Below are 7,847 nucleotides of genomic sequence, written 5' to 3' on the forward strand. Positions count from 1 at the left end.
GATCAAGACGGATACTCACTTTGTGTGGCGGAACGGTAGCATTCTCGCGCGCAACAATTCTGGACCGGCCCGGCCATACATGGCGCGTTTGAGGGTCTTCAGGCGATTGATCTGACCTTCGGCCTGGCCGTTGCTCCAGGGCATCTCGATGGCGTTTTTGACCGCATCGAAGTCCCGATTCAAGGTGCGGGCAAAGCGCACGATTGGCGCCAAGTCGGTTTCAATCGCGTCGTCGATCCATGCAGGGAGTGGGTCTGCCACTCGGCTGCGCAGGATACCGTTGAACCGCATGGCGAGACAGCGCATCGTTGCGAAGGGGGAGAGCCGGCCTTGAGAGCGTCGACTTTCCGCGCCTGATCCGGGGTGAGCTTTCCGCGCGGTTTGATACACAGCGCGGCCGCGATGACCGGGGAAATCGCGTGCCCCGTTTTCGGGTCCCGGACTGGCTTAAGGATTTCGTGCTCTACGTTGGGGTCGTTCACTTTCTGTTCGGCTTTGCGCCAACCCGCCAGCAGCCGCTGCAAATGTGACTGACTCCCCTCGTAACTACGCTCTGGATCAGACGGAACAGGGCGCTGCCAGTTCGAATGCCCTCCTTCCAGCTTTGGCTCAGGAACTCTTCAAAGTACCACGGCGAAGTCCGCTTCAAAGCTGCCCGCCTGCGGTCAGGTGGTGTCTCGAACTGCAGCCATTTCGCGATGCTGCGACGCGGGAACCCTGTTCGCCGCCCGATCTCGCTGCAGGAAAGCCCCTGATTTCGGAGCGCATGGATGGTGGTGAAAATCTCTTCCCGAGACGTCCTGTGCGCAAGACGTGACTTCAGAAGGCTGCCGGCTGCGGTGATGTTGTCAGCGTCGGAGAGCAGCGCCCTGCCGGTCGCACGGCCGTGAAGGTTCATCTGCTCCTCGATGGCCTGCCGCAGGTTCTGCACGATATGGAACCGGTCAGCGACTTGCTTCGCCTGCGGTGCCCCTTGCCGTGCAGCCTGAGCGTAAAGACCGCAGCGATCTCTGCTGATCACTTCTGCTTCGGGGTGACGCTTCAGCCAGTTGGTGCAGGTGACGACATCTCGATCCACAAGAATGTCGATCACCGCGCGACGCTCCAGAGCGACAATGATCGTGCCATAGGTTTGCGACTTCCGCCAGCTCCAGTCGTCGATCCCGATGACTGTCGGCGGCTTGGCGGTGTCTTGAGCACGCTTCTTCAGCTGCCTGAGCACCGTGTCATCGCTGACCCCAAGGCCCAAACGGTGCAAGATCCGCTCGGCAGGCCGTCCGCCTGTCGCATGCCCAAGATGCCTGACAATCCCCCCGACACGCGAGGTGCGTCGCGCAAAAGGACGCGCAATCGAGGCGATCTGGTCCGAGAAAGTCCGGCGTGGGCATGCGTGTGCCAAACATCGCCAACGGCAAACCGCGAGATCAACCGTTACCTCGTCTCCATGGGCGGGATAATCCTGCAGCCGCCGACGCCGCCAGCCGTGACGTCGGCGCGAATGCAATCCACAGCCTGGGCAAATGCCGTTGGGTGTCAGACTGCCCGATACAATACACCCGCCGGAATCACTTCGCTCGACGCTTTGAACGGCAACATCGCTCCCGGGCGACCAGTGCTTCTTCGAACTCACAACTATCCCTCCTGAATTTTCCAGTTTCAGGATAGTTCCGCCACACAAAGTGAGGCAGAGCCGATTCAAGGGCAATGGGACAGCAAAGAACCGATGCGGTTTTGGCCGCGCGAAGCCGGTACGCACTATGTCAGGCGCCTGCGAGCGGTAGCGGCGATATCCGCTGCCAGCGTCATGGCGGTCTGCTCAGCGCTTGCAGGGCATTGAGGAGATGCGTGGCAAAGGCATCGGCGATTCGTGATGCGGGGCGGCCCAGGGGTTGCAGGACATAGATTGTCTGCCAGATAACAGGCGCAAAAGGCAGGACATCGAGTTCGGACTGGTAACGCCGGGCCGTAATCGCGTCGACGATGCTTGCCCCAAACCCTCTGCGGACAAGACCACAAGCGGATTCGAAGGTCTGGGTCTCGACAGTGGCAACTGGATAGGGGATGCCGCGCTGCTCGAACCTTTCCCGCAACTGGATCACGGTCGGGTGGCCCGAACTGACCAGGACAAGAGGCTCGTCCTGGATGTCGGCAGGGTCCAGCACCGGCTTTCCTATAGGGCCTTTGCCTCTCGGAAATGCGACAAGGCAAGGTATCGAGATCTCTTTCACATCAAGCTGCCAAGCTTCGGCCGAACGGGTCGAGATCGCCAGATCGAAATCATGGGTCTGGATCAGGCCGGACATCATCTCTGACCGTCTGGCATAGAGATGCACGCGCACTGCAGGCTTGTCCTGCAGGAAGGTGCTGAGCGTCTCGGGCAGGAAATCGATCGCGATATCCGGGTAGGACACGATGGTCAGTTCGCCGCGGCGGTTGTCCCGGATCTGGGCCGCGCGTTGCTCGGTCAGCTCCACGCTCTCGATGGTCCGGTTGACATCGGGCATGAGGAACATCGCCTCGGGTGTCGGCACCAGCCGACCCTTGGTGCGCTCGAACAGCTTGAATCCGATCACATGTTCCAGATTCGCGATCAGGCTGCTGGCGGAAGGCTGCGCAATGCCCAGCATCTCGGCCGCCTGTGTCATGTTTCCGCACATTATGATGGCGCGCAGGCATTGCAGCTGTCGCAGATTGATCAACGGCTCACCTTATAGGATTAATCTATGGTTAGCGTAAATAATAGTATTATCTTCTATTGATCAGCTTGTCTACGTTCATCTGAGCGAGGGTCGTTGTTGCGACTCGCGGAAGGGAACGGAGGAACGATGACAAGTATCACGCAGATCACCCGCAGCCGCAGCTTTGCACTTGCCCCCGACCTTCTGCTGACCAGCGACGGTGCCTGCAGCGGGATGGTCGTGCAGGTGGTCGACGGCGAGATCGCCTTTGTCGGCCCGCGCAAGACCTTCGAGGCGCGCGTGCCCCGGACACCGATCACGGATCTGCCCGACCGTGCGATCATACCGGGTTTCATCGACGCGCATACCCATCTGGGTCAGGCTTTCGGCAAGGCGATCACCGGGGGTGAGCCGGCACAGATCTGGCGCAGGATCTGGACGCCGATGGAAAGCAGCTACGATCCCGAGACCGTTTATGTATCCGCCAAATGGATGTTTCTCGAAGCCCTTCGCGGCGGGTTCACCGGCATTGTGAATTTCGCGCTGCTTGATGAGGCGAAGGCGGCGGCCTTGCATCAGGCGGCGGTCGATGTCGGGATCCGGCTGGTATCGAGTACCGGGGCCGCGCTTTCCGTCGAAGGGGCAGACAGGCCGGGGGCGCGCGAAATCAGCAGCGCGGTGGATACGATGCACAAACGCGCGGAAACCCATATCAGTCTTTGCCGGGCGCATCCGCTGATCACGCCCTCGCTTTGTGTTCCCGCCGTACAGGCAGCACCGGGAGAGCTGATGCGCGAGCTGTCCGATTACAGCGCCAAGAATAATGTCCTGTTCCAGATCCATACCAATGAGCATCACGTCGAGGTGCATTGGAGCGTATGCAGCTATGGCAAGCGACCGCTGGAATATTTCGCCGATCATGGCGCTGTGGGGCCGCATACCCTGCATCATCACTGCACACTGGTCACGGACCGGGAAATCGAGATCCTGCGCGATACCGGATCAGGGGTCAGCTACAATCCGCTGGCCAGCGCCTGGAAAGGAGACCGGGTGGCACCGGCGCTGGCCTTTGCCGCGCGGGGCGTGCGCTTCGGGATCGGCACTGACAGCACTAGATCGGATGCTTTGCGGTTACTGGAATCGGCTGAATCCGCCCAAAGGTTTGCGCAGGGAATGCAGCTTGCCGATTTTTCCTGCGGTGCGGCTTGGACCTGGATTGACGCCGCGACACGGGGCAGCGCGGATGTTTCCGGGTTGGGCGGTGTCACCGGCGAAATCAAAACCGGCCTTCGCGCCGATTTCCTGATCCTTGACCGGCGCCAGCCCGAGGTCAACCCGTCCTGGGATTTCGAATGGGAAGTGGTCCGCTTGTACAATCGCGACCAGATCGAGGCGGTCATCATAGATGGCAGAACAGTCATGGAACATTCGCAACCGGTTGGCTGGGACGCAACCGAATTTCTCGAAACCAACAGAAAGCGCGCGCAGGACGCTGTCTGCGCAGCACCGATCATCCGATGCCATGGGCCCTCGGCTCATGCAATGAACAGATGAAAAGGGGGTAAGATTCAATGGAAACACAACTCAAGAAATACGGACAGCTTGTCATATCGCTGTCAGGAGTAGTGGCAGTATGGTGGCTTGTCTCGGCGACCGGCCTGGTCAACCCGAACCTGTTCCCGGCCCCACCGCAGGTGCTTACGGCAGCGGTGGAGCTCTATCAGGACGGGGTACTGGTCAGTGATCTCAAGATATCGCTGACCCGCGCTGCTGTCGGCTTCACGATCGGCGCATCGTTGGGCGTGCTTGTCGGTCTTCTGACAGCCAGGGTTTTCGCGTTCAAGGTCGCTCTTGAACCATTTCTGACGCTGCTGAGGCCGATCCCGGCCATCGCCCTTGTGCCGATCGCCATCGTCTGGTTCGGGATCGGGGAGGGTTCGAAATATTTCGTGATCGCCTATACCGTGTTCCTTGCGGTCTGGCTGAACACACATGCCGGGGCCTCTGGCGTGGCGGGTACCTATATCCGGGCCGCACGGTCGCTCGGGGCGAGCCGGTTCCGCGAATTCTTCGAGGTGGTTGTTCCTGCCGCCGCGCCGCATATCGTCGTCGGCTTGCGGCTGGGCGCGGCACTCGCCTTCCTGAGCCTTGTCGCGGCCGAGCTGAGCGGCGCCTCTTCCGGCATCGGCTTCCGGCTTCAGGATGCCCGCCAGTTCATTCAGACCGACCGGATGTTCGTGGGTCTTATCCAGCTCGGAATTCTTGGTGCCTTGTTGGATGCTGTTTTTGTCATCATCGGCCGCAGGCTGGTTCATTGGGAGAGCGCATGATGTCTGCTGTACTGAAACTCCACGAGGAAACACATACCATGCCCGGAACAGATGTCGGCAGGATTGATATCGAAAATGCCTCGGTCGTGTTTAACGCCCCCGGTGGCAGGAAGATCGAGGCCCTTGCACCGACCAGTCTGGTGATCGAGCCGGGATCCTTCATTTCGCTGATCGGACCTTCGGGCTGCGGGAAATCGACCTTGCTCAATGCTGTGGGTGGCTTCGTGCCGATCACATCCGGGACAATCCGGCTCGATGGTGAGCCTGTTACCGGTATCAACCCGGATGTGGGTGTGGTGTTCCAGCAATATGCGCTCTTTCCCTGGTTCACGGCGCTCGGCAATGTCCTGTTCGCCCTCAAGCGTTTCCCGATTTCCAAGGAAGAACGGCGGGACCGGGCCTATCAGGCGCTGAAGGAAGTGGGGCTTGAAGGGCGCGAGAATACCTTCCCCGGACAACTCTCCGGCGGGATGCGCCAGCGCGTCGCCCTGGCACGGACCTTCGTCACATCGCCCAAAGTCCTGCTGATGGACGAACCTTTCGGCGCGCTCGATGCCCAGACACGGGTGGTCATGCATGAAATCCTGCTACGGATCTGGGAGGCGCGCAAATCCACTGTGATCTTCGTCACTCATGATGTCGATGAGGCACTGATCCTCTCGGACAAGGCCCATATCATGAGCGCCGGTCCCGGTCGCATTATCGAGACGATGGATATCACCGATGCCCGGCCAAGGCTCGCGCATCAGATGACCGAGAACTTCCTTGTCAACCGCAACCACATCATCGGGTTGCTGCGCCAGCCCGGCATGGGTGATCACTGAGACGCCCCAACCAACAGGAGTAACACCATGCACTGCCTTATGAAATCTGCCCTTCTTTCCGCAAGTCTTGTCGGGGCCGCCTCCGGGGCCTGGGCTCAGGATATGCGGATTACCTTTGGCGGCGGGGCCTATCTCGATATTCCGCAACTCTCTGTGGCAATCGATCAGGATCTGTTCCCGCAGCACGGACTGGATGTGAATGTCATCCCCTTCCAGTCCGGCCGGGACGCCTTCGAGGCGCTGCTGGGCGGCCAGCTGGATCTGGCGGTGATGGCCGAGTTTCCTGCGGTCGTCGGCGCGATGCGCGCGCAGCCCTTCAAGGTTATCGCAGAACTGTCACAATACCAGGCCACACGCATCATCCATGCAGGTGATGCCGGGATAGAAACGGTCGCACAGCTTGAAGGGCGCCCCATTGGCGTGACTGCGGGGACGAATGTGCATTTCTGGCTCGAAAACGAGCTCAACGCAGCAGGGATTCAAGCAGAGATCGTCTCAGTCGGCCCGTCCGACATCGTTCCGGCGCTTGCCCGCGGTGACGTCTTTGCCGGGGCCATGTTCCCGTCCTATTATGCCGGCGCCCGGACAACGCTGGGGGAGCGCTATCAGGAGATACCGATATCGAGCTACAACACCCATTTCATCCTTGTAGCCTCTCAGGCGATCATCGACAGGAACCCCGATGCGGTCTCAGCTGTACTTTCGGCGCTGCTTGAGGCCGAAGATGCGGTGATCGCAGATCCTGAAGCGTCACATGCGGCGGTGTCGCGGGTGCTGGGGGGCACGCTCCGGCCCGAGGACGTGGCGGCAGCGTCCGCCAGCTACAGCTTCAACATCAATCTGGATTCCGCCCTGATTGAGCTGATGGTGGATCAAGGTGTCTGGATCAATGCGCGCGGGTCGATTCGGGGCGACGTGCCGACGCATGAATCGATCAGTGCCTATATCGATGCCGGATTCCTGTCCGCGCTTGATGCCGGTCGCGTGACCCTCGACTGAAACGCTCGACATCCCTCCGGCCGGATCGGAGACCGATCTGGCCTTTTTCATGGATATCCGTTATGGACCCGGCACTTCTCGCCTTCCTTACTTGCGCCGTTTTTGGGGCGGCGATGCTCCAGTCGGCGACCGGCATCGGCTATGGCGTGATTGCCGGGCCGGTTCTGCTGGTGGTGCTGAACGGCCCCGAGGCCATACAGATCAGCACCCTTCATAATTTTCTGATCGGGCTTTTCCTTGTACCTGTGCTGCGTGCCCGTGTTCAGGTCAGGGTTCTGGGGCTGCTGTGCCTAGGAGCGCTCGCGGGTATCGCAATCGGCTTTACACTGCTATCCGCACTCAGTGTCACGGCCCTGAAACTGATCGCCGCCGGAATGGTGCTGTTCGTCACGCTGACCTTGCTGGCTGACATGATGCGCAGGCGGGAGATGACCGGGGGCGGGCAATACGCGCGTGGCGAGACACTTGCGGTTGGCGCGTTATCCGGGGTGATGGGCGGAATGCTGGCAATGCCCGGCCCGCTGGCCGCAACCTGGATGTCCGTGCGCGGATTTGACATGGGTTCTGTCCGCGCGACCATTCTTGCATTCTTCATCTTCGCATATGGGGTGAATATCCTGTCCTATGTCACCCTGACCGGGTTCGATCCGCAGACCCTGAAACTGGCGTCAGTGCTGACAGTCCCTCTAGCGATTGGCGTCTTGGTCGGCGGTCTGCTTGCGAAACGGTTGTCGGAAAGGGTTTTCAGATACCTGTTGCTTGGCGTGCTCGCGGCAACCATTCTGGGTATACTTCTGAGCCTGTAGTGAAGGATAGGCCATGGATGCTCTCTCCTTCTGTGAAGTCTTCAACAAACATCACCTTGGCACATTGCGAAACTGTCGGAAAGGACATCCACCTGTCGCGTAGCCCTTAAATGGGGTCATCCTCAATTTGTGTGGTGCAGAGGAAGCATTCGGGCCCTGAGCAAGTTCGGGCCGGCTCGCCCATACATTGCGCGCTTCAAGGTCTTCAAT

At 60.0% G+C, this 7,847-nt stretch carries 6 protein-coding genes and 1 pseudogene; 5 read left to right on the top strand and 2 right to left on the bottom strand.

The features are described 5' to 3' along the window. Positions 1–15: 15 nt before the first annotated feature. Together BG457_RS19660 and BG457_RS06370 are read right to left on the bottom strand one after the other, a co-directional pair. Positions 16–1,630, bottom strand: a pseudogene (locus BG457_RS19660) (ISL3 family transposase). Between the two features lie 172 nt (positions 1,631–1,802). Next, on the bottom strand, positions 1,803–2,699 hold the full coding sequence (locus tag BG457_RS06370; RefSeq protein WP_071796201.1) for a LysR substrate-binding domain-containing protein: 897 nt from the start codon (positions 2,697–2,699) through the stop codon (positions 1,803–1,805). 126 nt (positions 2,700–2,825) lie between these two features. Between BG457_RS06370 and BG457_RS06375 the strand changes: the two genes are divergently transcribed. The 5 genes from BG457_RS06375 (at position 2,826) to BG457_RS06395 (ending at position 7,637) form a co-directional block, all read left to right on the top strand. Further along, positions 2,826–4,232, top strand: coding sequence for an amidohydrolase family protein (locus tag BG457_RS06375; RefSeq protein ID WP_071796202.1), 1,407 nt, complete (start codon positions 2,826–2,828; stop codon positions 4,230–4,232). Positions 4,233–4,249: 17 nt separating this feature from the next. Continuing rightward, on the top strand, positions 4,250–5,008 hold the full coding sequence (locus BG457_RS06380; RefSeq protein ID WP_071796203.1) for an ABC transporter permease: 759 nt from the start codon (positions 4,250–4,252) through the stop codon (positions 5,006–5,008). Further along, positions 5,005–5,832 (top strand): ABC transporter ATP-binding protein, encoded by an 828-nt coding sequence (locus BG457_RS06385; protein ID WP_245770942.1) that lies wholly within the window; start codon positions 5,005–5,007, stop codon positions 5,830–5,832. The genes BG457_RS06380 and BG457_RS06385 overlap by 4 nt, the downstream gene beginning before the upstream one ends. Before the next feature lie 102 nt (positions 5,833–5,934). Next, on the top strand, positions 5,935–6,831 hold the full coding sequence (locus BG457_RS06390; protein ID WP_175546743.1) for an ABC transporter substrate-binding protein: 897 nt from the start codon (positions 5,935–5,937) through the stop codon (positions 6,829–6,831). 62 nt (positions 6,832–6,893) lie between these two features. Continuing rightward, on the top strand, positions 6,894–7,637 hold the full coding sequence (locus tag BG457_RS06395; RefSeq protein ID WP_071796206.1) for a TSUP family transporter: 744 nt from the start codon (positions 6,894–6,896) through the stop codon (positions 7,635–7,637). The last annotated feature ends 210 nt before the right edge of the window (positions 7,638–7,847 follow it).

It is taken from the genome of Natronohydrobacter thiooxidans, from assembly GCF_001884735.1.
In the GTDB taxonomy this organism is placed as follows: domain Bacteria; phylum Pseudomonadota; class Alphaproteobacteria; order Rhodobacterales; family Rhodobacteraceae; genus Roseinatronobacter; species Roseinatronobacter thiooxidans_A.